Here is a 22,548-nt window from a genome sequence, read left to right as displayed (position 1 = left end):
TGACCGGGACGACGCCGGACACGAGCCATGCCGGGCCGTCCGGCGGGTACACACCCTCCCGAGGGCACCACCAGCAGGCACCCCGCGCACCCGCCACACGGCACCGGACACCGGGGGCACAGGGGATTCGGCACACGGACCGTGCGGAGGCGGAGATGCGGCGGAGGGAACCCGAGGGCCACGGCCCGGTCCGCTACGGCCCCCCGTTCCCCGCCGACGGCCTGCCGGTCCTCCCGGAACTCGCCGCCCGGCTCGGCGCCGCCGAACGCCACGGCGCGGCCCAGCCCGCCGGCGGCGACCCGGCCCTGCTGGAGGCCGCCTGCGGCTACTGGACCCGGCGCTCACTGCCCTGCACCCCGCACCACGTGACCCTCGCCCCCGGTGCGCCCCCGCTGCTGCTGGCGCTGACCGCCGCGCTCGCCGGGGACCACGGTGACATCCTGGCCCCGCGCCCGCGCGCCCCCTGGTGGGCGCCCGTCGCCCGGCTGCTCGGCCGACGCCTCTTCCCGGTGCCGACCCCGGTCGACAGCGGCGGCACACCCGACCCCTACGCGCTGCTGGAGACCGTCCGCCGGGTTCGCGCCGAGGGCGGCGACCCGCGGCTGCTGGTGCTGTCCGTCGCGGACGACCCCACCGCCGCCGTCGCCCTGCCCGAACTGCTGCACGAGACCGTGGAGGCGGCCGCCGCCGAGGGGCTGCACCTGATCAGCGACGAGACCTGGCGGGACACCGTCCACGCGCCGCACGACACCGTCCTGGTCAGCCCGGCGGGGATACTGCCCGACCACGTCACCGTCGTCGCCGACCTCGCCGGATCGCTGCTCCCGGCCGGCTGGCCCGCCGCCGTCGCCCGCTTCCCCGACAGCGCGGCCGGGGAGGACGCCCACGCCCGCGTGCTCGACGTCCTCACCGCGCTCGGCGCCCGCCTCGCCGCCCCGGTCGCGGCCGCCGCACAGTACGCGCTGGACGAGCCCGAGCCGGTCACCGCCCGCCGCCAGGCCGCCGTGGCCCTGCACGCCCGGCTGGCCGCGGCCGCGCACCGCACGGTCCTCACGGGCGGCGCGTTCGCCCCGCCCCCGCAGGCGGGCCGACACCTCTACGCCGACCTCGGCCCCCTGCGCGAGCCCCTCGCCGCGCGGGGCGTGCGGGACGCGCAGGAACTCGAGGACTTCCTCACCGCCCGGCTCGGCATGCCCGCGCCCGGCGGTCACCGCTTCGGCGACGACCTCGAAGCCCTGCGCGTACGGCTGTCGACCGCGCCGCTGCTGGGCGGCACCGACGAGGAGCGCGAGGCCGCGCTCGCATCGTCCGACCCGACGGAACTGCCGTACACGCGCGACGCGTTGCTCACCCTGAGGTCGGTCCTCGACGGACTCCGTGACGACTCCACGCGATGGGAGCCTTCCCGATGACGCAGCAGACGCACGAGTCCGGGTCCACCGTCACGACGGCGACCACACCGGTGCCGGACGCTCCCGAACCCGTGGACGCGGCCCCAACGGCGCCCGGGGCCGCCGTCCGGGCCCCGCTCGCGCCCGCGTCGCCCCCGCTGGCCGAACCCCGCCCGCTGGGCGAGCACCGGGTGTGGCCGCGTACCTTCCACGACCGGCTCACCGCGCCGCTGCCCGGCTGGCGGGCCATGGCCCGCTTCGCCCGCGAGGGCGCCGTACGCCCCGACCCCGAGGGGCTCGCCGACATCCCCCGGCTCCCGTACGAGCCGGGCCCGTTGCCCCGCGTCGGAGTGGACACCCTCGCCGTCACCTGGGCGGGGCACGCCAGTTGGGTGGTGCGGATCGGCGGGCTGACCGTGCTCACCGACCCGGTGTGGTCGCGCCGCATCCTCGGCACCCCGGCCCGCGTCACCCCGGTCGGCGTCCCGTGGGACAGCCTGCCGCCCGTCGACGCGGTCGTGATCAGCCATAACCACTACGACCACCTGGACGCCCCCACCCTGAGCCGACTCCCGCGCGAGACACCGGTGTTCGCACCCGCCGGGCTCGGACGCTGGTTCCGGCGGCGGAGGTTCACCCGTGTCACCGAGCTGGACTGGTGGGAGGGCGCCCAACTCTCGGGCGTGCGCTTCGACTTCGTGCCCGCGCACCACTGGTCCAAGCGCACGCTGACCGACACCTGCCACAGCCTGTGGGGCGGCTGGGTGATGACCGCGCGGGACGGGCAGCGCCTGTACTTCGCGGGCGACACCGGCTACGGCCACTGGTTCGGGCGGATAGGCCGCCGCTACCCCGGCATCGACCTCGCCCTGATGCCCATCGGCGCCTACGACCCGCGCTGGTGGCTCAGCGACGTCCACTGCGACCCGGAGGAGGCCGTACGGGCCACCCTCGATCTCGGCGCCCGCCGGATGGCGCCCATGCACTGGGGGACGTTCGTCCTCTCGGCCGAGCCCGTCATGGAGCCCCTCACCCGGGTCCGGGCGGCCTGGGAGAAGGCGGGCCTGGCCCGCACCGACCTGTGGGACCTCCCCGTGGGCGCCTCCCGCGTCCTTCAGACCTCCCCTACCGCTCCTCACCCCGCACCCGGCGCACCAGCCCCGGAGCCGCGCTGACCAGCACGGTCAGTACCACCACCGCCAGCACCCCCTCCCACGGCCGCGCGAACAGCGAACCCCCGAGCACGCCGATGACCTGGTACGTCAACGCCCACGCCAGGCAGGCCGGCAGGTTGCCCCGCGCGAAACGCCGCAGCGGCCACTCCGCCAGCAGGCACGCCAGCATCACCGGAATCCGGCCGGCGGGTATCAGCCGGGACAGCACCAGCACCGACACCCCGTGCTCGGCCAGCTTCTCCCGCGCCTGGTCCAGCCGCTCCTCCGGCGCCCGCGACCGCAGCGCCTCCAGCCAGCGCGACCCGCTCTGCGAGCCCAGACCGCGCCGCCCCAGCCAGTACAGCGCCGCGTCCCCCAGGAACGCCGCCAGCGACGCCGTCACGAACACCATCGCCAGCGAGAACGGCGCCGTCCGGTGCAGCGCCACCACCGTCGCCGAGCTGACCAGCGCCCCCGTCGGCACCACGGGTATCAGCGCCCCGACCAGCACCAGCAGGAACAGCGACGGATAGCCGAGCGCCTGACCCGCCGACTCCAGCGGGGCACCCGTCGTCGCGGCGGCGGCCAGCACCGCCGCGTCCCCCACGCGTCTCACCGGCCGACCTCCAGCCGTACGCCCTCCCCGTGGCCCAGCCGGCGCACGGTCACCTTCGGCGCCGCCTCCGCCGCCAGGCGCACGAACTCCTCACCCGGCGCGTGGAATTCGTGCGGGCGCACCGCGTCCATCCCGATCGGCCAGTACGTGCCGTAGTGCACCGGCACCGCCCAGCCCGGCGCCAGCCGGGCCAGTGCCCGTGCGGCCCGGCCCGCGTCCAGATGCCCCTCACCGAGGTACGGCCCCCAGCCGCCCACCGGCAGCAGTGCCACGTCCACCGGGCCGACCTCCTCGGCCATCGCGTCGAACAGCCCGGTGTCCCCGGCGAAGTAGGTGCGCGCCTCACCCTCCACGACGTAGCCCAGGGCCGGGGCGCGGCGCGGGCCGAACGGCAGCCGCCGTCCGTCGTGCAGCGCGGGCACCACCCGTACCCGCAGCTCCCCGAGCCGCACCTCGTCGCCCGGCACCACCTCGGTCAGGTCGAGCCCCCGCAGCCGGCGCAGGCCGGGCACCGCCCGCGGCGCGCCCCGCGGCACCAGCACCCGCGTGCCCGGGGCCAACTGCGCCAGCGAGGGCAGGTGCAGATGGTCGGCGTGCAGGTGCGAGACGAGCACGGCATCCGCGCGGCGGGCACGGGCGGGCGGCGGGGCGCCCCGGCGGCGGCGCAGATGCGCCAGCCGGGAGGCGAACAGGGGATCGGTGAGCACCCGGGTGTCCGAGTCCTCGATCGTGCAGGTGGCGTGACCCCACCAGGTGACCTCCACCGGCACTACCCTCACCTCCGCGCGCGACTCCCCCGAAGCCTACGGGCAGCGGTAGGGTCGGCGGCGAAGCCCGGAGGTGAGGGGACGCCATGGGACCGCTACGGGGTGCCTCGGCCGCGCTTGCGGCGGTACGGATCACCGCCATCGCCAGCCTGACCCCGCTGGAGGAGCTGGAGGCCGACCCCTTCCTGGTCGACTCCCGCAGCCAGCACGCCATGTGCGCCCGCTGGGCCGCCGAGCAGGGCCTCGTGGTCACCCGCGAACTCCTCGTCGGCGGCCTGCGCTTCGACCACCGCGCCCTGTGGGACGGCGTACGCCCCGGCGTGGACGTCTTCGTCGCCCCCAGCAGGCGGGTGCTGGAACGCGCGCTGTCCTCGGTGGACGAGTTCACCGCCGAGTGCGCCCGGCGCGGGGTCCGCGTGGAGACCGTGGGCAGCGCCGAACCCGCGTACGACGCCCGGATGAAGGCGCGCGTGCACCGGCGGCTCTCCATGCCGACGGCCGGGTACGACGGCAAATAAGCCGTCCCGACGCCTCCGGCCGGTATGACAAGGTGGGGGGACAGGCCCCGCGGGGCGGGCCGGAACGTGAGGTGCGCGGGGCGTGGGGTGGCGACGGGTTGCCGGTCAGATCGGCCGGAGCGTCACGGTGTGGGCGGTGTCCACGCTCACGATGCTCCTGCTCGCCGGGCTCCTGCCCGACTTCCGGCTCCAGTCGCCCGACGGTGACAGCGCCACCCGTATCGCCGTCACCGCCGCCTGCGGCGCGGGGGCGTTCGGCCTGCTGTCGGCGCTCGTCTGGCCGCTGCTGGTGCGGATGCTGCTGCTGGTGCCCGCGCTCTTCCTCGGACTGCTGGTCTTCTTCCTCAACGGCTCCCTGCTGCTGCTCGCCCTGCGCCTCAACCCCTCCGGGCGGGGCGAGGTGGCGCCCGAGACCGCCGTCATCGTCGCCGCCGTGATGTCCGCCGTCGCCTCCGCGACCGGCGGCGCGCTCGCCGTACGCGACGACGACGCCTACCGGCGCCGCCTGCTGCGGCTGGCCGACCGGCGCCGGAGAGCCACGCTGCCCTGCGCGAGCACCCCCGGCCTGGTCTGCGTCCAGCTCGACGGCGTCGGCCACGACGTGCTCACCGCCGCCGTCCGCGAGGGCCTGATGCCCACCGTCGCCCGCTGGCTGGCCGCCGACGGCATCATCCCGCCCACCCACCGGCTCACCGCCTGGCGCACCGACTGGTCCAGCCAGACCGGCGCCAGCCAGCTCGGCATCCTGCACGGCAGCACCTACGACGTGCCCGCCTTCCGCTGGTACGAGAAGGACCGCGGCGAGGTCATGGTCTGCAACCGGCCCACCTCCGCCGCCGAGTTGCAGCGCCGCGCGACGGCCCGCACCGGTGAGGCCGGACTCCTCGCCGTCGACGGTGCCAGCCGGGGCAACCTGTTCAGCGGCGGCGCCGGGGAACAGGCCCTCGTCCTGTCCATCGCCACCCGTCGCCGGGGCCGGGAGAACCGTTCCCGCGCCGGATACTTCGCCTACTTCTCCGACCCGGCCAACGCGGTGCGCACCGCGCTGTCCTTCTTCGCCGAGATCGGCCGCGAGATCGGGCAGTCCACCCGTGCCCGGTTCGCCCGAGCGCACCCGCGCGTCGGCCGGGGCGGCCTCTACCCGCTCGTCCGCGCCTTCGCCACCGTCGTCGAACGGGACGTGGTCGTCGCCGCCGTGATGGGCGACCTGCTCGCCGGACGTACCGCCGTCTACGCCGACCTGGTCGCCTACGACGAGGTCGCCCACCACTCGGGACCCGACAGCCGCGACGCCCGTCAGGTCCTCAGGCGCCTCGACCGCTCCCTCGCGCTGATCGAGAAGGCCACCGAACACGCCCCGCGCCCCTACCGCCTGGTCGTCCTCTCCGACCACGGCCAGAGCCCCGGCGAAACCTTCCGCTCCCGCTACGGCCTCACCCTCACCGACCTCGTCCGCGCAGGCAGCGGACTGCCCGTGCCGCGCGGCGCCGGCCGCACCCCGAGCGGCGCCGAGGCCCGCGCCGCCGTACGCGCCGCCCTGGGCCGGGACGACGCGGAGAGCGGGCCCGCGCCGCGCTCCGAGCCCGTCGTGCTCGCCTCCGGCAACCTCGGCCTGGTCTCCTTCCCGGACGTCCCGCACCGGATGACCAAGGAGGAGATCGACGCCCGCCACCCGGCGCTGCTCCCCACCCTCGCCAACCACCCCGGCATCGGCTTCCTGCTGGTGCGCAGCGCCGCACACGACGGCGTGGTCCTCGGCCCCTGCGGCACCGAGATCCCGCTGGCCGAGCTGGACGAGCGGCCGGGGCCGCTGGCCCGCTTCGGCCCCGGCGCCGTCGACGCCGTACGCCGGACGCACGCCTTCCCGCACACCGCCGACATCATGGTCAACTCCTGGCACGACCCCGCCACCGGACAGATCCACGCCTTCGAGGAGCAGATCGGGTCCCACGGCGGCCTCGGCGGCGCCCAGTCCCACCCGTTCCTGCTCTCCCCGCTCACCCTGTCCGTGCCCGGGGAGGACGGCGAGGCACTGACCGGCGCCGAGCGCGTGCACGGCGTACTGCGCCGCTGGCTCGGCGAGTTGAACGGCCCCGAGGTGCCGCTCGACGCCGACCCCGAACGCCGGGCGGCCTGAGCCCCCGGAGCGGTCCTGACGGTGGCGTGACCCCGGATGTGATCGGATGGGGGTACGGGGGCAACAGGACCCGGAACACGCAAACACCCGCGAAAGGAACCACCGTGGCTACCACGCGCACCGCACACACGGTCTGGGAAGGCGAACTGCTGTCGGGCAGCGGCACCGTCACCTTCGACTCCTCCGGCATCGGCTCCCAGCCGGTGTCGTGGCCGTCGCGCGCCGAGCAGGCGAACGGCCGCACCAGCCCCGAGGAGCTGATCGCCGCCGCGCACTCGAGCTGCTTCTCCATGGCCCTGTCGCACGGTCTGACCGGCGCCGGCACCCCGCCCACCCGGCTGGAGACCAAGGCCGACGTCACCTTCCAGCCCGGCGAGGGCATCACCGGCATCCACCTCACCGTGCGCGGCGAGGTCCCCGGCCTGGACGCGGACGGCTTCCGCGCGGCCGCCGAGGACGCCAAGAAGAACTGCCCCGTCAGCCAGGCCCTGACCGGCACCGACATCAGCCTCACGGCCGAGCTGGCCTGAAGCCTGTCGCCTGCTTCGGCGGGCCTCCGGTGCCGTGCCACGGGCGCGGCACCGGTCACAGGCTCTCGCGGAACTCCCGCAGCAGCTTCTGGGTGCGCTGGACGGAGGCCGCCCGCGCCGTCATGTGGTCCAGCACCTCCAGGTGCGCGGCCACCTCCTCGCGCGAGTCGAGGTAGAGCGCGCCGGTCAGATACTCGGTGAACACCATGTCCGGCAACTCCCGTTCGGCGAACCGGAACAGGGTGAAGGGCGCGTACGTCCCCGGATGCGGGCCCGCCGCGAACTCCGCGAGCTGGAGGGTGATCCGGTCCCGGTCGGCGTACTCCAGCAGCCGGTCCAGCTGGTCGCGCATTACCTCGGACCGCGTGCTCACCGGGCGCCGCAGCACCGTCTCGTCCATCACGAACCACAGGTGCGGGGCGTCCTCGCGCTCCAGCAGCCGCTGCCGCTCCAGGCGCAGCGCCACATGCCGCTCCACCGTCTCCCCGCCGTGCTGCCCTATGGTCCCGGCCTCCAGCACCGCCCGCGCGTACGCCTCGGTCTGGAGCAGGCCGGGGATGAAGTGGGGCTCGTAGGACCGGATCAGACGGGCGGCGCCCTCCAGGCTCACGTACAGGCTGAACCAGTCCGGCAGCACGTCGTGGAAGCGCTGCCACCAGTCCGGCTGGTTGGCCTCCTCGGCCAGCCGCACGAACGCGTCGGCCTCCTCCTCGCCCACCCCGTACGCGGCCAGCAGCGCCTGTACGTACGGGATCTTCAGCGCGACCTCGGCCGTCTCCATCCGCCGCACGGTCGCCGAGGCCACCCGCAGCACCCGGGCCGCCTCGTCCCGGCTCAACCCGGTCGACTCCCGCAGCTCCTGCAACCGCCGCCCGAGCACCACCTGCCCCACCGTGGGAGCGGCCCGCCGCTCACTCACACCCGACCCCTCCCCAGTGATCCATGCGGGCAGTCTGCCACGCGAGGGGTCCTCGCACAGGGGGGATCAATCAGCCACCGGGGGAGGGGAGGTGGCCGAGTCGGGGAGGGTCAGGGCGGAGTCGGCGTGGAGGGTGAGGCGTACGGGGACGAAGGTGGTGGCGTCCACCGGGGGCGCGCCGGTGCCGGGGTTGCGGGCGTACCGGGGATGGGCGCCGGCGCTGATCTGCCAGCGGACCCGGTGGCCGGGGGCGAAGCGGTGAGCGGTGGCGCTCATCGGCACGGTCAGGCGGGTGGCGGCGCCGGGAGAGGTGCCGACCGTGCCGAGGCCGTCGCAGACGTCGACCGAGCGGCCTTCGGGGTCCACGTCGCACAGACGGGTGAAGACGTCGGCGTGACCGGTGTCCGTGGTCACGCTCAGCCGGGCGCTGACCGGGCCGAGGACGTCGAGGGGTTCGGTCAGCACCGGGCCCGTGAACGTCACCACGTCGGTGCGGGCCTCCAGCGGGCCGTTGTCCCGGGGGCCGGCGGCCGGGGAGAGACGGGGCCCGCCCACGGCCGGGGTGGGGTCGGCGGGGTCATGGCGGAAGGTGGCCAGTGCGGCCGAGTCGGTGGGCGGCTGCCGGGTGAGGTGGCCGTCTCCGGTGGGGTACCAGGTGGTGGGCTCCGTGGCGGGCGGCCAGTCGGCGAGGTCTCGCCACCTGTGGTCCCCACCCATGTGCTCCCCGCCCATGTGCTCCCCGCCCATGTGTACGCGCACCGCGGTGGGGCGCAGTCCGGTGGGGTCGTCGCACAGGTGGGCACGCAGCCAGGCGAGGCTCTCCGCGAACACCTCGGGCCAGCCCTGCTGAAGCGCGGAGGAGTGCGTCCAAGGACCGACGAGAAGCGCCGTCTCGCACCCGGCCCGGCGCAGCCGCGCGTACTGCTCGAAGGTCTGCTCGGCCAGCACGTCGTGCCATCCGGTGATCAGGCCGGTGGGTACGCGGTGGTGTCCCGAGGGGGCCATGGACGCACCGTCCCAGTACGGGTGCTCGGGGTCGGAGTGGGTCAACACGCCGTCCAGCCAGGGTGCTTCACCACCGAGCGCGGAGGCGTACGCACCTCGCAGCGGCTCAGCCATGGTGACGGCACGCAGTCGGCGCCGCAGGCGCAGGGCGCCCCGCGCGAAGGTGACCACGCCCCGGTGCTGGTGGCTCATGCCGAGGCCGACCACCAGGGCGTTCTCCAGGCGCAGCGCACCGCCGCCCGTGTGGAAGACGGCGTACGGATCGTGCAGGCCCACCTGGACGACCATCGCCTTCAGCTCCGGCGGCGGGGCCAGGGCGAGGGCCCACTGCACATAGCCCAGGTAGCTGGGACCGACTGTGCCCAACCTGCCGTCGAACCACGCCTGTTCACGCAGCCACGCCGCGGTGGCCGATCCGTCGGCGGCCTCGTTGCGCCACAGGTGGAACGCGCCCCCGGAGCCCCCCGTGCCCCGGCAGCTCTGCAGGACCACATGGAAGCCCTGCTCGGCGAAGAGCAGGCCGTACATCGCCGACCAGGGCAGGCCCCGGCCGTAGGGGGAGCGCACCAGCAGCGTGGGGAAGTCGCCCTCGGCACGCGGGAAGTAGTGATCGGTGAGCAGCGCGCTGCCGTCGCAGCCGGGCACCGCGAGCCCCGGCTCCCAGCCGACGTCGTACCGCTTCGCCGGCAGGCCGCGCCAAGTGGCGCGCAACAGACGTGCGGACAGTGGTGGTCTACGGAACGACATGATTCCCCTCCTGTATGGCGTACGGTGTACGAGAATAGGGGATGCTTGGATGACCTTGGCAAGGGCAGACCGCAGGCGGATCGGAGAAGGGGGCGCTGGAGCGTGGCTCAGGTGGAGGAATCGGGGGCGGCGGCGGGTGCCGATCCCGAGCGGCTCTGGCTGCGCGCCGCCGAGCCCCGCAGGGGCCGTAAGCCCTCCTTCAGCCGGGAGGCGATCACCGAGGCGGCCGTCTCGCTGGCGGACGCCGAAGGGCTCGACGCGGTCAGCATGCGGCGGGTCGCGGCCGCGGTGGGGGCCGGCGTCATGTCGCTCTACAGCTACGCGCCCGACAAGGAGACGCTGGTCGAGCTGATGGTGGACCACGTCAGCGCCGAACTGCCCACCTCGGGACCGCTCACCGGGGACTGGCGGGCCGACCTCAAGGCCATCGCCCACCTCCAGCGCGACCACATGCTGCGCCACCCCTGGCTCCCCGCCGCCCTGGCCACGCATCGCACCCCCGGCCCGCATGTCCTGGCCTTCCTCGAACACGCCCTCACCGCCCTGCGCCCCTCCGGCCTCGACGGTGCCGCACGGCTGGAGATCTTCGCCCAGCTCACCGCCTTCGTCGCCGGACACGTCGGCCACGAACTGGCCCGGGCCAGGGCCGCCCACTCTCCCGAACGGGCCGCCGCCGAGGCCCGTTACCTCGCCGCGGTCACCCGGGACGGCCACCACCCCGAACTCGCCGAAGCCCTCTCCGCCCCCCACCGCCCCAGCGACCCCGAAGCCACCTTCAGCCGCTTCCTCAACCGTCTGACCGACGGGCTGGACACCGGCTGAGCCGCGCGGGTCCGCCCGCCCCGAAGTTACCCAACTCCCGTTTGTAGTAGCGGACATGGCGTGGTCCGGCGCGGGCACACTGACCCTGTGCTCGACTACGACAAGGAAGCCGAGTCCTACGACCGTCTCCGTGGCGGTGAGCCCCGTGCCCGTGCCGCCGCCGACACCGTTCTCGGGCTGATCCCGGACCGCGAAGGGCGTTTGCTGGACAACGGGTGCGGCACCGGGATCGTCACGCGCCGGCTGGCGGAGGCGCGGCCGGGGTTGCGGGTGACCGGGGTGGATCTCACGCCTGCCATGACCGAGAAGGCCGCCGCTCGGGTGCCCGGAGCCGTGGTGCGGGGTGACAGCCGCCGGCTGCCCTTTCCCTACGGGGTGTTCGACGTGGTCACCAGTGTGTGGCTGTTGCACCTGCTGGACGATCCCGCCGATCTGCGGGCCGTGCTCGGGGAGTGCGCGCGGGTGCTGCGGCCGGGTGGGACCTACGTGACCACCATCGACAAGGCGAAGGCGCACGACGTCGGGAGCGACATCGACGCCGTGCTCGGGCCGCGTCCCCGGCGGCCCGCCTCCGACGACCCGGCCAAGGTGGACGCGTACGCCGCCGAGGCCGGGCTGGTCAGGACCGGTCAGGCGCGGTTCACCGGGGTCGGGCAAGGGCGCAGTCCGCGCCGGACGATCGAGGACCTCCGGCGCGGGTGGTTCACCCTGCTGCCGCCCGGTGAGCCGCGTACCGAGGAGTTCGCCGCGCGGCTGGGCCGGCTGCCCGACCAGGACCGGCCCCGCGCGGACCCCGTCTTCACCCTGCACGCCTATCGGCGGTCCGGGTAGGAGTGGGGTCCGGCCATACATCAGGGCGGTGGCGCAGTATCGCGGCCACCATGGGGCGGGACGACACCAGTACGTCGGCAAGGAAACGGGACCGGCGTACGCCCAGCGCCCGCAGGGCGCGGCCGTGGTCGGCGATCACGATGAGGCAGGCGCCGGCCAGCAGCCCTCGCCACAGGGCCAGCAGCGGACGCCGTACCGCGCGCGGCAGTTCGGCCACCGAGTCGTGCAGCCGGGCGCAGTGGAACGGCACGTGGCGCTCCTCGTCCGCGAGGATGCGGGCCGCCACCTCCGAGGCCAAGGTGTCGCCGCTGCCGTCCCGCAGGGCGCGGTAGTAGCGCAGGGCCACCACCTCCGCGACCATCAGCACCAGCAGCTCCAGGCGCAGGCCCATCAGCCGGCGTACCCGGACGAACGCGGTGTCGGTCCAGTGCCCGGTCAGCACCGGCATGCCGCCCGCCGTCAGCAGCCGGGCGAGGAGTCGGGCGTGGTTCTGCTCCTCGGCGATGAACAGCCGTACCGCGCGGGCGTATGCGGGGTCTCCCGCCTCGTCGGCCTTGGCGGTGAGGTTCGCGCCGTCGCCGTCCTCCCCGGTCTGGAAGCGCTGGACGCTCGCCCACACCGCCGGGTCCAGCCGGGCGGCGCGCGTCCAGTCGGGGTCGGCCCGCGCCGCCCTCCGTACCCGCTCCGCCTCGAAGCCGTCCGCCCACTGCCCGAAACCGCTCACCCAGGCCCCCTCAACTCCTCCGGCGCGGCTCTCGCGCCTTGCCGACCCAGGACGCGAGCCGGTGCCGAACCGTTCCGCCTCACCGCGGGCTTGCCGTATCGGCAACATCGCTTGCTGTCGGGCGGCGCCCCGTCGCACGCTGGGCGCAGCCGGAGCAGAGCCGGGGAAGAGAGGCTGAACAGCATGGCGCACGACCACCACGCACCCACCGGGCACGGACACGCGCACACGCACGGGCATCAGGCCGACGTGGACTGGGCCGAGATGGGCCCGGTGCTGGAGTCCCAGGCGGAGCTGCTCGCGCCCGTGTACCGGGAGGTGATGGGCTGGCTCGCCGAGGAGACCCCCGAACCGGGCCTGATCGTGGACGCGGGCAGCGGCCCCGGTGTCGTCGCCTGCCTGTTCGCCGAGGAGTTTCCCGGCGCCCGGGTGACCGCCGTCGACGGCAGCGCACCCCTGCTGGAGCGCGCCCGCGACCGCGCCGCCCGCCTCGGCGTGGACGGCCGCTTCTCCACCGTGACCGGCGAACTCCCCGATGCCCTGGACGAGTTGGAGTTCCCGGCCGACCTGCTCTGGGTCAGCCGCACCTTGCACCACCTGGGGGACCAGCGAGCCGGACTCACCGCCTTCGCCGAGCGGCTCGCCCCCGGCGGCACGCTCGCCCTCCTCGAAGGCGGACTCCCCGCCCGCTACCTGCCCCGCGACATCGGCATCGGCCGTCCCGGCCTCCAGGCCCGGCTCGACGCGGCCGGGGAGAAGTGGTTCAGCCGGATGCGCGCCGAACTGCCCGGCGCGGTGGCCGAGCCCGAGGACTGGCCCGCCCTGCTCACCTCGGCCGGCCTGAAGCCCACCCGGACCCGCACCTTCCTGCTGGACCTGCCCGCCCCCGCCGGCGCGGCCGCCCGCGACTACGCCGCCGCCTACTTCACCCGGCTGCGCGACGGCCTCGGCGACGCCCTGGACGCCGACGACCGCGCCACCCTGGACCGTCTCCTCGACCCCGCCGACCCGGAGAGCGTGTACCACCGGTCCGACCTGTTCGCGCTGGACGCGTACACCGTCTACACGGCCGCACGCCCCCGCTGACTCAGTTCTCCGCGAGGAACTGCCGGGCCAGCCGGTCCCCGAGGGCGACCGCCGCCTCGTGGCTCTCGACGGGGGAGACCCGCGAGTTCCTGAACAGGATGTACGTCACCCCGGACTCGGCGCCCCCGGTCGCCGGGTCCGGGTCGATGCCCAGCGCCTCGGCCGCCGCGTAGGACGCCTCGCCGATGATCTCCTTGGGCCCGGTGTCCCCGACGACCGCGTACTCCACCTGGTCGCCGTGGACGACGGCCACCACCGCGCCGCCCGCGACGCCGGCCGCCGCGGGGTCCCACAGGGCGCTCTTGCCGGGCACCACCACGTACGGCAGCGCGTCGGCGCGCAGGGGCTTGCCGTCGGACTGGTGGAAGGCGGTGTCGTCCTGGTACCAGGGGTCGCGGTCCTCGTTGCACCGGGTCGTGCGCTGACCGTCGCAGTCCACGTCCAGGTCGGCCTGCCAGAACACCGCGCCCTTCAGCCCGCACACCGGGACGGTCGGGGCGCTCTCGGCGTCGGTGCGGTACAGGCCGGCGGAGATCCGGTCGCACGTCCGCACCTTCGCCAGCAGGTCGGCCGCCGGGACCGTGCCCTCCCGCGCCCGCCTCGGCGCGTCACCGTGGGCGGCGGCCAGGGCCGTGGCGCAGAGCAGGACGGTCCCGGCGGCGGTGGCGAGACCCAGAGGACGAAGACGCACGGCGCGGAGCCCTTCCCGGTGAAGCGGCGCACAGGGCCGCCCGCCCCGGGAACGGGACGGGCGGCCCTGGGGCGCGCGGATGTCAGACCATGTCGAACGTCGCCGGGTCGGGACCCAGCCGCTTGTCCTCGTTCAGCGCGCCGATGGCGGCGAGGTCCTCGTCGTCCAGGCTGAAGTCGAACACCTCGATGTTCTCCTTGATCCGCGACGGCGTCACGGACTTCGGGATGACGATGTTGCCGAGCTGGACGTGCCAGCGGAGCACGACCTGCGCGGGCGTACGCCCGTGCTTCCTCGCGATGGCGACGATCGCCGGGACCTCCAGCAGGCCCTTGCCCTGGCCGAGCGGCGACCACGCCTCGGTGGCGATGCCCTGCTCGGCGTTGAACTCCCGCGCCGCGCGCTGCTGGAGCTGGGGGTGCAGCTCGATCTGGTCGACCGCGGGGACGACGGACGTCTCCGCGATCAGCCGCTCCAGGTGCTCGGGCAGGAAGTTGGACACGCCGATCGCGCGGACGCGGCCGTCGGAGTACAGCTTCTCGAACGCCCGGTAGGTGTCGAGGTAGTCGTCCCGCGCGGGCAGCGGCCAGTGGATCAGATACAGGTCGAGGTAGTCGAGACCGAGCTTCTCCAGCGACGTGTCGAAGGCACGCAGGGTGGAGTCGTACCCCTGGTCGCTGTTCCAGAGCTTGGTGGTGACGAAGAGGTCCTCGCGGGGCAGGCCGGACGCGGCGATGGCCTTGCCGGTGCCCTCTTCGTTGCCGTAGATCGCCGCGGTGTCGATGCTGCGGTACCCGGTCTCCAGCGCCGTGGCGACCGCGCGCTCCGCCTCGTCGTCCGGGACCTGCCAGACGCCGAAGCCGAGCTGGGGCATCTCGACACCGTTGTTGAGGATGATCGGGGGGACCTTGCTGCTCACGAGGGTGTGATCCTTCGGTTGTGGACAGGTGCTACGCCCATCGTCAACGATCACGGCCCGGTCCGCATTCCTGACGGCGGGATCAGGACCGGTAGAGCGCTTCCACCTCGTGCTCGTACGCCTTCTCGATCGCCTTCCGCTTCAGCTTCAGCGACGGTGTCAGCAGCCCGTGCTCCTCGGTGAACGGCTGGGCCAGGATGCGGAAGGTACGGATCGACTCGGCCTGGGAGACCAGCGTGTTCGCCGCGACCACCGCCCGGCGCACCTCCGTCTCCAGGTCGGCGTCGCGCACCAGCTCGGCCGGGGTGGGCCGGGGCTTGCCGCGCATCTGGAGCCAGTGGTCGACGGCCTCCTGGTCCAGGGTGACCAGCGCCGCGATGTACGGGCGGTCGTTGCCGACGACGATGCACTGGTTGACCAGCGGATGGTCCCGCACCCGCTCCTCCAGCACACCGGGGGAGACGCTCTTGCCGCCGGAGGTCACGAGGATCTCCTTCTTGCGGCCGGTGATGGTCAGATAGCCGTCCTCGTCCAGCGAGCCCAGGTCGCCGGTGGCGAGCCAGCCGTCGTGCAGGGTCTCGTCGGTCGCCTTGGGGTTGTTGAGGTAGCCCTGGAAGACGTTCCCGCCGTGCAGCCAGACCTCGCCGTCGTCGGCGACGTGCACCGTCACCCCGGGGACGGCCTGGCCGACGGTGCCGTAGCGGGTGCGCTCGGGCGGGTTGGCGGTGGCGGCGGCCGTCGACTCGGTCAGGCCGTAACCCTCGTAGATCTGGACGCCGGCGCCCGCGAAGAACAGGCCGAGGCGGCGGTCCATCGCCGAGCCGCCCGACATCGCGTTGCGGATGCGGCCGCCCATCGCCGCGCGGACCTTGGAGTACACCAGCTTGTCGAAGAGCTGGTGCTGCATCCGGAGGCCCGCCGAGGGGCCGGGGCCGAGGCCCCACGCCTTGGCCTCCAGCGCGTCGGCGTACTTCACGGCCACCTCGACCGCCTTCTCGAAGGGCGCCGCCTTGCCGTCCCTCTCCGCCTTGCGCCGGGCCGCGTTGAACACCTTCTCGAAGATGTACGGCACCGCCAGGATGAACGTCGGCCGGAACGCGGCGAGATCCGGCAGCAGGGCGGCCGCGTGGAGCTGCGGCTGGTGCCCGAAGCGGACCCGGCCCCGGAGCGCCGCGACCTCCACCATGCGGCCGAAGACATGGGCCAGGGGCAGGAACAGCAGGGTGGACGCCTCGTCGCCCTTCTTGGAGTGGAACACCGACTCCCAGCGGCGGATCACCGTGTCCGCCTCGAACATGAAGTTGCCGTGCGAGAGGACGCAGCCCTTGGGACGGCCCGTGGTGCCCGAGGTGTAGATGATGGTGGCGGTCGACTCCGGGGTGACCGCCTCGCGGTGCCGGTGCACCACCTCGTCGTCCAGGTGCGCTCCGGCGTCATACAGCTCGCGTACGCAGTTCGCGTCGAGCTGCCACAGCTGGCGCAGGCGGGGGAGGCGGCCGATGACCGTGGCGATCGTCATCGCGTGGTCCTCGTGCTCCACCACGGCGGAGGTGACCTCGGCGTCGTGCAGCATCCAGAAGCACTGCTCGGCGGAGGAGGTCGGGTAGATCGGCACCACCTGGGCACCGATCGTCCACAGCGCGAAGTCGAAGAGGGTCCACTCGTAGCGGGTGCGGGACATGATGGCGACCCGGTCGCCGAAGCGGACGCCCTGGGCGAGCAGGCCCTTGGCGAGGGCGACGACCTCGTCACGGAACTCGGCGGCGGTCACGTCCCGCCACCGCCCCTGGTCGTCCTTGCGGCCGAGGGCGACGTGCAGGGGGTCGGTGCGCGCGTTGTCGAAGACGGTGTCGGCCAGGCCGCCCACCGGCGGCTCCGACTCCCTCTCCGTCACAGGGTTGGTGAACTCGCGCAAACCTCGCTCCCCCCTTGCTCGCTCTTCCTCGCTCCTCCGTCACGGACCCGCGACGCTCCGCACAGCGCCGTGAAAGCTACCCCACCGAATGGCCGGATGGGAGGGGTCCGGAAACCGGCCAAACCTCACGTACCTCACGCCCACCACCCGGAAAATCCCCGCACATGCGGAAGGGCCGGACACGATACTGACGGGTCGGTACGTACCCCGGTCGTAATCTCCACCGAATCTGTACGGGCCGGTCACGGGGTGGGGCGTGGCGCAGAGACCCCGAGAAGGCTGTCGGTCACTGCCACAAGAGCGCGGGGGCAATATGCGCCATCGATCCCCTCCCGGGCACCTCAGCCGCCCCGCCGGCGCAACCGCTCCCCGCCCGCCAGGATCGCCGCCGCCAACGCGTTCGCCGCGTCCTCCGTCGCGCCCCTGGCCCGGGCGTGGGTCAGAGCGAAGTCGACCTTGCCCAAGTCGGGGAGGCCGGCGCGGTCCGGGACGCGGGTCAGGCCCGGGGGGATGAGGTGACGGGAGTGGGCCATGACGCCGAGGCCCGCTCTCGCGGCGGCGACGAGGCCGTTCAGGCTGGTGCTGGTGCAGACGATCCGGTAGGGGCGGGAGTGCGATTCGAGGGTGTCCAGGGCTCTGGCACGGGTGATGCCGGGCGGGGGATAGACGATCAGCGGGACCGGCCGGTCGGGGTCGAGGCGGAGCCGGTCCGTGCCGATCCAGACCAGGTCGTCGCGCCAGACCAGGCGGCCGCGCGGGTCCTCCGGGCGGCGCTTGGCGAGGACCAGGTCGAGCTTGCCCTCGGCGAGACGCTCGTGCAGCGTGCCGGACAATTCCACCGTCAGTTCGAGGTCGACCTCGGGATGGTCGTACCGGAAACCCTCGAGGATCTCCGGGAGGCGGGTCAGCACGAAGTCCTCCGAGGCGCCGAACCGCAGCCGCCCCCGCACCCGCGGCCCGGAGAAGTACGCCGACGCCTGTTCCTGCACCTCCAGCAGCCGCCGCGCGAACCCGAGCATCGCCTCGCCGTCGCCGGTCAGCTCCACCGAGTGGGTGTCCCGCACGAACAGCTGGCGGCCCGCCGTCTCCTCCAGCCGGCGCACATGCTGGCTCACCGTCGACTGCCGCAGCCCCAGCCGCCGTGCGGCCCGCGTGAAGCTGAGCGTCTGCGCCACCGCGAGGAACGTCCGCAGGTGCGTGGGGTCGTACATGGAGGCCAGGGTAGCCCGGTCATCATGAACCGCGATCGCAGTCAGAGCGGTATGCCGGATTCCGTGATCGGCGCCGACCAGGCACGATGGAGATCGCCCACCCCACCGAGACGCTACGGAGCCCTGTGAGACGCCGGCTGCCCATCGACCCGTACATCGCGCTGCTCCTCGGCACGGTGGGCCTGGCCGCGCTGCTGCCCGCGCGGGGCGTCGCCGCCGACGTGGCCTCCGGCGCCTCCACGGCCGCCATCGCGTTCCTGTTCTTCCTCTACGGCGCCCGCCTGTCCACCCATGAGGCGATGACCGGGCTGCGCCACTGGCGGCTCCACCTCACCGTCCTGGCCTGCACCTTCGTCGTCTTCCCGCTGCTCGGGCTGGCCGCGCGCGGACTGGTCCCGGCGCTGCTGACCCAGCCGCTCTACCAGGGGCTGCTGTTCCTCACCCTGGTCCCGTCGACCATCCAGTCCTCCATCGCCTTCACCTCCATCGCACGCGGCAACGTCCCCGCCGCCATCTGCGCCGGCTCCTTCTCCTCCCTCGTCGGCATCGTCGTCACCCCGCTGCTCGCCGCCGTGCTGCTGGGTGACTCCGGCGGCGGCCTCTCCGCCGACTCGCTGCTGAAGATCGTGCTGCAACTGCTGGTGCCGTTCCTCGCCGGGCAGCTGCTGCGGCGCTGGATCGGCGGCTTCGTCGCCCGGCACAAGAAGGTGCTCGGCCTGGTCGACCGGGGCTCGATCCTGCTGGTCGTCTACACCGCGTTCAGCGAGGGCATGGCCCAGGGCATCTGGCACCAGGTGAGCGCACCGCGGCTCGGCGCCCTGCTGCTCGTGGAGGCCGTCCTGCTCGCCGTGATGCTCACGCTCACCTGGTACGGCGCGCGGGCCCTCGGCTTCGACCGGGGCGACCGCATCGCCATCCAGTTCGCCGGGTCGAAGAAGTCCCTCGCCTCCGGACTCCCCATGGCCGGCGTCCTGTTCGGCGCCCACGCCTCCCTCGCCGTGCTGCCGCTGATGCTCTTCCACCAGATGCAGCTCATGGTCTGCGCGGTCATCGCCAAGCGCCGCGCCCACGACCCCGGGGAACCCCCGGACCAGCAGCCCCAGGTACCCCGGCCGCGCGTGAGGCCGGACGGTCACGGCACCGCCTAGGAAGGTGTCCCCCCGATCTTCGCCGGCCCCCGGGACACCCGAACGCGTCTCGTTCACCGACCCGTTGGCCCGGATTTCCGGCACGGACAGCTCGCGAGGGTTAACGTTCCGTCATGACCGCAGCACCCGTACTCGACCCCCGCCGCACCGCCCTCGTGCTCGTCGACCTCATGGACCGCCTCGTGGCGCTGCCGCTCGAACCCCGCAAGGGCGCCGAAGTGCTCGACGCCTGCGAGGAGTTGGCGAGGCGCTGCCGCGCCGGGGGCGCACTCGTCGTACTCGTCCGGGTCGAGCGGCCCACCGTGGCCGAACAGCCGCCGGGCAGCGGTCTCGCCGCCGGACTGCGCCACGAGGGCGACCTGGAGGTGGTCAAGCGGACCATCGGCGCGTTCCAGGGCACCGGGCTGGACGAGCGGCTGCGCGCGCGGGGCGTCGACACCCTGGTCCTCGGCGGCATCGCCACCAACCTGGGCGTGGAGTCCACCGCCCGCGCCGCCGCCGACCTGGGCTACGAGCTGGTCTTCGCGGAGGACGCGATGGCCGCGTTCACGGCCGCCGAGCACGACGCGTCGGTACGGCTGGACTTCCCCCGCCTCGGCACCGTCACCACCGTCGGACGGCTGGGCTTCGAGGCCCCTGGGGACTGAGAGCTTTCCGGCCACCAGGCCCTGCCGCCGACCGCCCGACGCACGGAGCCGACCGTTCACCGCAGCGCGCCGCGCCCCGCCTTCTCAACCCACCCGCCCCGGCCTACCGTCCGGCCCCATGAGCAGCCCCCCTGTCGCGCCCCCGGGCTGGAGCCGCTGGCTCGTACCGCCCGCCGCGCTCTCCGTCCACCTCTCCATCGGCCAGGCGTACGCCTGGAGCGTGTTCAAGCCACCCCTGGAATCCGCGCTGCACCTCGACGGCACCCAGAGCGCGCTGCCGTTCCAGCTGGCGATCGTGATGCTCGGCCTGTCGGCCGCGTTCGGCGGCACCCTCGTCGAGCGCAACGGCCCGCGCTGGGCGATGACCGTGGCCCTGGTCTGCTTCTCCTCCGGGTTCCTGATCTCCGCGCTCGGCGCGCAGACGCAGCAGTACTGGCTGATCGTCCTCGGGTACGGGTTCGTCGGCGGCATCGGCCTCGGCATCGGCTACATCTCGCCCGTCTCCACCCTGATGAAGTGGTTCCCGGACCGGCCCGGCATGGCCACCGGCATCGCCATCATGGGTTTCGGCGGCGGCGCGCTGATCGCCTCGCCGTGGTCGGCCCAGATGCTGGAGTCCTTCGGCACGGACCACTCCGGCATCGCGCTGGCGTTCCTGGTGCACGGGCTGGCGTACGCGGTGTTCATGACGCTCGGGGTGCTGCTGGTCCGGGTGCCACGGCCGGACGGGCGTACGGAGAGCGGCACGGGCGCGGCCGGGGGTGTCCAGGTGTCCGCCCGCAGCGCCCTGCGCACCCCGCAGTTCTGGTTCCTGTGGGTCGTGCTCTGCACCAACGTCACGGCCGGGATCGGCATCCTGGAGAAGGCCGCCCCGATGATCACGGACTTCTTCGCGGACAGCTCCACCCCGGTCTCCGTATCGGCGGCGGCCGGCTTCGTCGCGCTGCTGTCGGCGGCCAACATGACGGGCCGGATCGGCTGGTCCTCCACCTCCGACCTCATCGGACGCAAGAACATCTACCGGGTCTACCTGGGCGTCGGCGCGCTGATGTACCTGGCCCTCGCACTGTTCGGGGACACCTCCAAGCCGCTGTTCGTGCTGTGCGCGCTGGTCGTCCTCTCCTTCTACGGCGGCGGCTTCGCCACGGTCCCGGCGTATCTGAAGGACCTCTTCGGCACGTACCAGGTCGGCGCCATCCACGGCCGGCTGCTCACCGCCTGGTCCACCGCGGGCGTACTCGGGCCGCTGATCGTCAACTGGATCGCCGACCGCCAGGAGGCCGCGGGGAAGGACGGGCCCGCGCTGTACGGCCTCTCCTTCTCGATCATGATCGGCCTGCTCCTCGTCGGCTTCGTCGCCAACGAACTCATCCGCCCCGTCCACACCCGTCACCACGTCCCCGCCCCGAAGGAGGCCCCCGATGCCCAGCGAGAGCAGCCCGCCTGACCGGCGCGCCCTGATCGCCCTGTCCTGGCTCTGGGTGGGCGCGCCCCTCGCCTACGGCCTGTACGAACTGGTGCGGAAGGCGACGCAGCTCTTCACGGGGTGATGTGCCGGACGCCGATCCGCGCGGGCGGGACGCCGAGTGCGTGAGCGAGATCCGCACGTACGGGGGTCTGCGTGAAGCCGACAACTGGGATGCCCGATTCCTGTGGCTTCACGTGCCCCCGTACCCGTGAGTCACTGCGCAGACTGGAGGGTCCCGCCACCCACGGCAGCAACGAGGGGACCCCGACATGCACGGCTCGCGTATCGCCGCGATCGGCCACTACCAGCCCGCCAGGGTGCTCACCAACGAGGACCTGGCGCGCATGGTCGACACCAGCGACGAGTGGATCACCAGCCGCGTCGGCATCCGCACCCGGCACATCGCGGGCCCCGACGAGCCGGTGGACGAGCTGGCCGCGCACGCCGCCGCCAAGGCGCTGGCCGCGGCCGGGCTCGCCCCCGGCGACATCGACCTGGTGCTGGTCGCCACCTCCACCGCGATCGACCGCTCCCCGAACACCGCCGCGCGGGTCGCGGCCCGGCTGGGCATCCCCGAGCCCGCCGCGATGGACGTCAACGTGGTGTGCGCCGGCTTCACCCACGCGCTGGCCACCGCCGACCACACCGTACGGGCGGGCGCCGCGACGCGGGCGCTGGTGATCGGGGCGGACAAGATGTCCGAGGTCACCGACTGGACCGACCGCACCACCTGCGTGCTGGTCGGCGACGGCGCCGGCGCGGCGGTGGTCGAGGCGTGTGCGCCGGGGGAACCGGCGGGGATCGGGCCGGTGCTGTGGGGTTCGGTGCCGGAGATGGGCAACGCGGTACGGATCGAGGGCACGCCGCCGAGGTTCGCGCAGGAGGGGCAGAGCGTGTACCGCTGGGCCACCACCCAGCTCCCGCCGATCGCCCGGCGGGCCTGCGAGAAGGCGGGCGTCGAGCCGGCCGACCTCGCGGCGGTCGTGCTGCACCAGGCCAACCTGCGGATCATCGAGCCGCTGGCGCACAAGATCGGCGCGGTGAACGCGGTCGTCGCCCGCGACGTCACCGAGTCCGGCAACACCTCCGCCGCGAGCATCCCGCTCGCCCTCTCCAAGCTGATCGAACAGGGCAGCGTCCGCACCGGCGACCCGGCCCTCCTCTTCGGCTTCGGCGGCAACCTCTCCTACGCCGGCCAGGTGATCCGCTGTCCGTGACCCAGGGGTGGCCGAAGCCACGGATACGCAGGTGAAGGGCGCTCCGAAACCTTGGTATTGTTGTCCATGTCGCCGCGGGGAACAC

The 22,548-nt window shown here is 73.6% G+C and carries 22 protein-coding genes; 13 read left to right on the top strand and 9 right to left on the bottom strand.

All coding sequences use genetic code 11. The annotated features are described in order from the left end of the window. Nucleotides 1-155: 155 nt before the first annotated feature. Together EV284_RS21310 and EV284_RS21305 are read left to right on the top strand one after the other, a co-directional pair. Nucleotides 156-1,412, top strand: a complete 1,257-nt coding sequence (locus EV284_RS21310; protein ID WP_130336633.1) for an aminotransferase class I/II-fold pyridoxal phosphate-dependent enzyme — start codon at nucleotides 156-158, stop codon at nucleotides 1,410-1,412. Continuing rightward, complete coding sequence (locus tag EV284_RS21305) at nucleotides 1,409-2,566, top strand: MBL fold metallo-hydrolase (RefSeq protein WP_130336631.1); 1,158 nt, start codon at nucleotides 1,409-1,411, stop codon at nucleotides 2,564-2,566. The genes EV284_RS21310 and EV284_RS21305 overlap by 4 nt, the downstream gene beginning before the upstream one ends. Here EV284_RS21305 and EV284_RS21300 read toward each other — a convergent pair. Beyond that, nucleotides 2,517-3,137 (bottom strand): VTT domain-containing protein, encoded by a 621-nt coding sequence (locus EV284_RS21300; protein ID WP_130337436.1) that lies wholly within the window; start codon nucleotides 3,135-3,137, stop codon nucleotides 2,517-2,519. The genes EV284_RS21305 and EV284_RS21300 overlap by 50 nt on opposite strands. A 20-nt stretch (nucleotides 3,138-3,157) precedes the next feature. Beyond that, on the bottom strand, nucleotides 3,158-3,931 hold the full coding sequence (locus EV284_RS21295; RefSeq protein ID WP_130336629.1) for an MBL fold metallo-hydrolase: 774 nt from the start codon (nucleotides 3,929-3,931) through the stop codon (nucleotides 3,158-3,160). Nucleotides 3,932-4,014: 83 nt separating this feature from the next. Between EV284_RS21295 and EV284_RS21290 the strand changes: the two genes are divergently transcribed. The 3 genes from EV284_RS21290 (at nucleotide 4,015) to EV284_RS21280 (ending at nucleotide 7,113) form a co-directional block, all read left to right on the top strand. Further along, nucleotides 4,015-4,446 carry a hypothetical protein gene (locus tag EV284_RS21290; RefSeq protein WP_130336627.1) on the top strand — a complete coding sequence of 144 codons (432 nt, stop codon included), beginning with the start codon at nucleotides 4,015-4,017 and terminating at the stop codon, nucleotides 4,444-4,446. 82 nt (nucleotides 4,447-4,528) lie between these two features. Beyond that, a complete protein-coding gene (locus tag EV284_RS21285; RefSeq protein WP_130336625.1) occupies nucleotides 4,529-6,583 on the top strand; it encodes a phage holin family protein in 2,055 nt (684 codons plus the stop codon). Nucleotides 6,584-6,687: 104 nt separating this feature from the next. Continuing rightward, nucleotides 6,688-7,113, top strand: coding sequence for an OsmC family protein (locus tag EV284_RS21280; protein ID WP_030809452.1), 426 nt, complete (start codon nucleotides 6,688-6,690; stop codon nucleotides 7,111-7,113). A gap of 55 nt (nucleotides 7,114-7,168) precedes the next feature. Here EV284_RS21280 and EV284_RS21275 read toward each other — a convergent pair whose 3' ends face one another. Continuing rightward, nucleotides 7,169-8,032, bottom strand: a complete 864-nt coding sequence (locus EV284_RS21275) for a helix-turn-helix transcriptional regulator (RefSeq protein WP_130336623.1) — start codon at nucleotides 8,030-8,032, stop codon at nucleotides 7,169-7,171. Nucleotides 8,033-8,098: 66 nt separating this feature from the next. Beyond that, nucleotides 8,099-9,784 (bottom strand): CocE/NonD family hydrolase, encoded by a 1,686-nt coding sequence (locus EV284_RS21270; RefSeq protein WP_130336621.1) that lies wholly within the window; start codon nucleotides 9,782-9,784, stop codon nucleotides 8,099-8,101. Nucleotides 9,785-9,886: 102 nt separating this feature from the next. Here EV284_RS21270 and EV284_RS21265 point away from each other — a divergent pair, with 102 nt between their 5' ends. Both EV284_RS21265 and EV284_RS21260 read left to right on the top strand, forming a co-directional pair. Further along, a complete protein-coding gene (locus EV284_RS21265; protein WP_130336619.1) occupies nucleotides 9,887-10,606 on the top strand; it encodes a TetR/AcrR family transcriptional regulator in 720 nt (239 codons plus the stop codon). 87 nt (nucleotides 10,607-10,693) lie between these two features. Beyond that, complete coding sequence (locus EV284_RS21260) at nucleotides 10,694-11,437, top strand: class I SAM-dependent methyltransferase (RefSeq protein ID WP_130336617.1); 744 nt, start codon at nucleotides 10,694-10,696, stop codon at nucleotides 11,435-11,437. Here the strand turns inward: EV284_RS21260 and EV284_RS21255 are convergent. Further along, nucleotides 11,406-12,161: a ferritin-like domain-containing protein gene (locus EV284_RS21255; RefSeq protein ID WP_130336615.1), complete on the bottom strand. Its 756-nt coding sequence runs from the start codon at nucleotides 12,159-12,161 to the stop codon at nucleotides 11,406-11,408. The genes EV284_RS21260 and EV284_RS21255 overlap by 32 nt on opposite strands. Before the next feature lie 183 nt (nucleotides 12,162-12,344). On the opposite strand from EV284_RS21255, the gene EV284_RS21250 reads away from it, so the two are divergent. After that, nucleotides 12,345-13,247 carry a class I SAM-dependent methyltransferase gene (locus EV284_RS21250; protein ID WP_130336613.1) on the top strand — a complete coding sequence of 301 codons (903 nt, stop codon included), beginning with the start codon at nucleotides 12,345-12,347 and terminating at the stop codon, nucleotides 13,245-13,247. Nucleotide 13,248: 1 nt separating this feature from the next. Here EV284_RS21250 and EV284_RS21245 read toward each other — a convergent pair whose 3' ends face one another. From EV284_RS21245 to EV284_RS21230, 4 genes are all read right to left on the bottom strand, one after another. Next, nucleotides 13,249-13,938, bottom strand: coding sequence for a glycoside hydrolase family 75 protein (locus tag EV284_RS21245; RefSeq protein WP_130336611.1), 690 nt, complete (start codon nucleotides 13,936-13,938; stop codon nucleotides 13,249-13,251). 82 nt (nucleotides 13,939-14,020) lie between these two features. Next, the gene (locus EV284_RS21240; protein ID WP_130336609.1) at nucleotides 14,021-14,857 is read right to left on the bottom strand and encodes an aldo/keto reductase; all 837 of its coding nucleotides are present in this window, start codon (nucleotides 14,855-14,857) and stop codon (nucleotides 14,021-14,023) included. Between the two features lie 82 nt (nucleotides 14,858-14,939). Beyond that, nucleotides 14,940-16,772, bottom strand: coding sequence for an AMP-dependent synthetase/ligase (locus tag EV284_RS21235; protein WP_130336607.1), 1,833 nt, complete (start codon nucleotides 16,770-16,772; stop codon nucleotides 14,940-14,942). Nucleotides 16,773-17,113: 341 nt separating this feature from the next. Beyond that, entirely contained in the window at nucleotides 17,114-17,983 is an 870-nt protein-coding gene (locus EV284_RS21230) for a LysR substrate-binding domain-containing protein (protein WP_130336605.1), read from the bottom strand. A 137-nt stretch (nucleotides 17,984-18,120) separates the two neighbouring features. Here EV284_RS21230 and EV284_RS21225 point away from each other — a divergent pair, with 137 nt between their 5' ends. From EV284_RS21225 to EV284_RS21210, 5 genes are all read left to right on the top strand, one after another. After that, nucleotides 18,121-19,131: a bile acid:sodium symporter family protein gene (locus tag EV284_RS21225; protein WP_242625796.1), complete on the top strand. Its 1,011-nt coding sequence runs from the start codon at nucleotides 18,121-18,123 to the stop codon at nucleotides 19,129-19,131. Nucleotides 19,132-19,244: 113 nt separating this feature from the next. Further along, on the top strand, nucleotides 19,245-19,778 hold the full coding sequence (locus tag EV284_RS21220) for an isochorismatase family protein (RefSeq protein ID WP_130336601.1): 534 nt from the start codon (nucleotides 19,245-19,247) through the stop codon (nucleotides 19,776-19,778). A gap of 118 nt (nucleotides 19,779-19,896) precedes the next feature. Continuing rightward, the gene (locus EV284_RS21215; protein ID WP_130336599.1) at nucleotides 19,897-21,225 is read left to right on the top strand and encodes an OFA family MFS transporter; all 1,329 of its coding nucleotides are present in this window, start codon (nucleotides 19,897-19,899) and stop codon (nucleotides 21,223-21,225) included. Continuing rightward, a complete protein-coding gene (locus tag EV284_RS33595) occupies nucleotides 21,200-21,328 on the top strand; it encodes a hypothetical protein (protein WP_267881266.1) in 129 nt (42 codons plus the stop codon). The genes EV284_RS21215 and EV284_RS33595 overlap by 26 nt, the downstream gene beginning before the upstream one ends. A gap of 187 nt (nucleotides 21,329-21,515) precedes the next feature. Next, nucleotides 21,516-22,463, top strand: coding sequence for a beta-ketoacyl-ACP synthase III (locus tag EV284_RS21210; protein ID WP_130336597.1), 948 nt, complete (start codon nucleotides 21,516-21,518; stop codon nucleotides 22,461-22,463). The last annotated feature ends 85 nt before the right edge of the window (nucleotides 22,464-22,548 follow it).

It is taken from the genome of Streptomyces sp. BK022 (assembly GCF_004217355.1).
GTDB classification, from domain to species: domain Bacteria; phylum Actinomycetota; class Actinomycetes; order Streptomycetales; family Streptomycetaceae; genus Streptomyces; species Streptomyces griseoluteus.
This window is presented reverse-complemented; position numbering and strand designations above follow the sequence as displayed.

Excerpts from the sequence above, each read along its gene's own strand:
- EV284_RS21215 (WP_130336599.1), top strand. The coding sequence starts at position 19,897 with ATGAGCAGCCCCCCTGTCGCGCCCCCGGGCTGGAGCCGCTGGCTCGTA.
- EV284_RS21270 (WP_130336621.1), bottom strand. The coding sequence starts at position 9,784 with ATGTCGTTCCGTAGACCACCACTGTCCGCACGTCTGTTGCGCGCCACT.
- EV284_RS21220 (WP_130336601.1), top strand. The coding sequence starts at position 19,245 with ATGACCGCAGCACCCGTACTCGACCCCCGCCGCACCGCCCTCGTGCTC.
- EV284_RS21250 (WP_130336613.1), top strand. The coding sequence starts at position 12,345 with ATGGCGCACGACCACCACGCACCCACCGGGCACGGACACGCGCACACG.
- EV284_RS33595 (WP_267881266.1), top strand. The coding sequence starts at position 21,200 with ATGCCCAGCGAGAGCAGCCCGCCTGACCGGCGCGCCCTGATCGCCCTG.
- EV284_RS21290 (WP_130336627.1), top strand. The coding sequence starts at position 4,015 with ATGGGACCGCTACGGGGTGCCTCGGCCGCGCTTGCGGCGGTACGGATC.
- EV284_RS21310 (WP_130336633.1), top strand. The coding sequence starts at position 156 with ATGCGGCGGAGGGAACCCGAGGGCCACGGCCCGGTCCGCTACGGCCCC.
- EV284_RS21230 (WP_130336605.1), bottom strand. The coding sequence starts at position 17,983 with ATGTACGACCCCACGCACCTGCGGACGTTCCTCGCGGTGGCGCAGACG.
- EV284_RS21210 (WP_130336597.1), top strand. The coding sequence starts at position 21,516 with ATGCACGGCTCGCGTATCGCCGCGATCGGCCACTACCAGCCCGCCAGG.
- EV284_RS21305 (WP_130336631.1), top strand. The coding sequence starts at position 1,409 with ATGACGCAGCAGACGCACGAGTCCGGGTCCACCGTCACGACGGCGACC.